Here is a 3174-nt window from a genome sequence, read left to right as displayed (position 1 = left end):
GCCGGCCGCACCGCCCGCCGCGCCGCCCGCGCCGGCCGACGCCCCGAGCGGCTCGCTGCTCAGCCGCGTGGGCAGCGCCGAGTGGAACCTGCTGACCGACGAGGCCACCTGGTCCGGCGAGCTGTACCAGATCCTCGGCCTCGACCCGGCCCGTCCCGCCCTCACCCTGGACGAGCTGCCCAGCCTGGTCCTGGACGAGGACCGGCCGAAACTCACCGCGATGGTCACGGACTGCCTGGTCGACGCGAAACCGATCGACGGCGAGTTCCGTGTCGTACGGCCCGACGCCTCCGTGCGGACCGTGCACATGATGGGCGAGCCGGTGCTCGGCGCCGACGGCGGCACGGCCTCCATGTGGGCCGTGCTGCGCGACGTCAGCGAACTGCGCCGCAGCCAGCGGACGGTGCGCGAGACCCGTGACTCGCTGCACCTGCACCGCCGGCAGGAGCAGACCGAGCACCGGATCGCGGCCGAGCTGCAGGAAGCCGTGCTGCCGCCATGGCGCGGCTCCCTGCGGCTCCCGCGCCAGGGCCCGAGCACGCTGGACCTGGCGGCCCACCGCCTCCCGGCCGCGACCGCCACACCGCTCGGCGGGGACTGGTACGACGCCCTGGAGCTGACCGACGGCCAGACCCTGCTCAGCGTCGGCGACCTCACCGGACAGGGCGTGGCCGTCGCCTCCGGCATGGCCACGCTGCTCGGCGCCGTACGCGGGATGGCGATGGCCGGCACGGAGCCCGGTCAACTGCTCACCCTGCTCAACCAGTTACTCGACACCACCGTGCAGCCCGCCCTCGGCAGCGCCGTCTGCTGCCGCTACCGGCCCGAGACCCGCACGCTGGTCTGGGCTCAGGCAGGACACCCCGCCCCGCTGCTGTACCGCGACGGGACGGGGCGCGTGCTGAACACACCGGACGGCGTGCTGCTCGGCGCCTCCTCGGGCGCCGTCTACGGACAGTCCGTCGTCACCCTGCGACCGGGCGACCTGCTCCTCCTGCACACGGACGGGCTCATGTCGGGCCACGACAGGACGGCGGCCGTGGACCGGCTTCTCGGCCTCGCCCCACGGTTCGGCGCGGCACGCACCGCGCAGGACTGCGTGCGAACCGTCGTCGAGGAGTTCGGCGGAGCCGGGCGCGAGGACGACGCGTGCGTGCTCGTCGCCAAGGTCACCACCTGACGGTCGCCACAGGGCGTCCTCCGGGTCGGACGGCGCACAGGCCCCCTATGCCTGTGCGCTGTTGCCGTCCCCCTTGGCCCTCGGCTTGGGCAGGGCGAGCCTGATCTCCTCCCGCAGCTCGTGGATCTTCGGATAGCCCGCGTACTCCGCGGTCAGCCGGTACATCTGCCGCAGCCGGTCCCAGGTGCGCCGGGAGGAGTTCGAGCCCATCGACATCAGGGCCAATCGTGCGTAGCGGTCGGCCTGTTCGGGGTCGTCCGCGATGAAGCAGGCCGACGCCATGGACAGATGGTCGAAGATCTTCGACCGCTCGCGCCCGTCGACGCGCAGGGCGAGGGCCTTCTCCGCGTAGTACTGGGCGTGTGCGGCGGCACCCGGGTCGAACTCCGCCAGCGTGCGGTACGCGAGCGCCTGCATGCCGTACAGGTCCTCGTCCTTGAAGGTCTGCATCCAGTCCGGCGGCTCCACGTCCTGCCGGTCGGAGACGAAGAGGTCCTCCGCCCGTCCGAGCGTGCGACGCATGGCCTGGCCCTTGCCCATCGACGCCTGCGCCCAGGCCTCGATGGTGTGGAACATCGCCTTCGTGCGTGGCTGGAGGCGGTCGCCGGCGCCGGACTGGGCGAGCTTCATCAGGTCCAGGGCGTCGTCCGGCCGGCCGAGGTGCACCATCTGCCGGGCCGCCCGGGACAGCGCCTCACCCGCGCGCGGCCGGTCACCGCCCTCTCTGGCGGCGTGGGCGGCGATGACGAAGTACTTCTGCGCCGTGGGCTCCAGGCCGACGTCGTGCGACATCCAGCCCGCGAGGACGGCGAGGTTGGCCGCGACCCCCCACAGGCGCCGCTGGAGGTGGGGGGGATGGTGGTAGGCGAGCATGCCGCCCACCTCGTTGAGCTGGCCCACGACCGCCTTGCGCTGCAGCCCGCCGCCACGGGCCGCGTCCCAGGCGCGGAACACCTCGACCGAGCGCTCCAGTTCCTCGATCTCCTGGGACCCGATGGGGGCGGCCTCGTAGCGGTCGAACCCGGCGGGGTCGGCGTGCAGGGGGTCGTCGAGGGCAGGGGCGTCGGCCTTCAGGGCCGGGTCGGTGTGGAGCCAGTCGCGCATGGCGCTGCTGAGTGTGGATCCCGCGGCGAGCGCGGCACCCGCGCCCACCAAGCCGCGTCGGTTGAGCATGAGGTCCATTCCCGTGAATTCGGTGAGGACCGCGGCGGTCCGTTCGGGCGCCCACGGCACACCGTCGGGATGTTCCTCGATCCCGTCGCTCTGCCGTTTCCCCGTACGCCCGTGCCGTACCAGACCTAGGTCCTCGATGGTCACGACACGGCCGAGACGCTCGGTGAACAGGGCCGCCAGCACCCGCGGCACCGGATCGCGCGGGATCTCTCCCGTGTCGATCCACCGCCGCACCCGGGAGGTGTCGGTCGCCAGCTGGGGGTGGCCCATGGCCGCCGCCTGCCGGTTGACCAGCCTCGCGAGTTCGCCCTTCGACCAGCCGGCCAGGCCGAACAGGTCCGCAAGGCGGGTGTTGGGTTGTCCGCTCACGTCAAGCCCCCAGGTTCTCGGCTGAGTTGACAGTAGCCCGGTGGAGGTTGCCGGGCGACTATTCGCCACGGTTCGCCAGGGTCCGCCAGATGGTGTGCCACCGGCCATCGGGTGTCAGGTAGGAACGCGCCACCCCGACCCGGTCGCCACCCGCATATGACGGCCGTATGCGACCGAGCACGGCGGGCAACGACGGGCACATTCCCCAGGGTGTACCCGGACGGCCGGGCCGGGTGGGCGCACGCTCCCGGAACCACGCTCACGGGGCACGCAACCTGAGCATGAGTTCGGGACGCGGACGCACAGGCAGGCACCGCAGGCACACGAAGGGATCTGTTTCTCCCATGTACGCAGCATCGTCCTCCGTGTCCGCCCCGCCCCGGCCGCTGCGCCCCCGCCCGGCGGGCGGCGGGCCCTACCTCGACCCGGCCCCGCGTCCGGGCGGTCCCGTG

General features: G+C 72.8%; 2 protein-coding genes. One reads left to right on the top strand and one right to left on the bottom strand.

Going from position 1 to position 3174, the window contains the following annotated elements:
* A partial coding sequence (locus ABZV94_RS40875; protein ID WP_356350086.1) for a SpoIIE family protein phosphatase occupies positions 1 to 1180 on the top strand: 1180 nt, incomplete at its 5' end.
* Positions 1181 to 1225: 45 nt separating this feature from the next.
* Here ABZV94_RS40875 and ABZV94_RS40870 read toward each other — a convergent pair.
* Complete coding sequence (locus tag ABZV94_RS40870; protein WP_356350084.1) at positions 1226 to 2722, bottom strand: hypothetical protein; 1497 nt, start codon at positions 2720 to 2722, stop codon at positions 1226 to 1228.
* Positions 2723 to 3174 lie beyond the last annotated feature (452 nt).

Source organism: Streptomyces sp. NPDC004658 (assembly GCF_040609555.1).
Lineage (GTDB): Bacteria > Actinomycetota > Actinomycetes > Streptomycetales > Streptomycetaceae > Streptomyces.
Note: the sequence above shows the minus strand (reverse complement) of the source record. Positions and strands in the feature narration are given on the sequence as shown.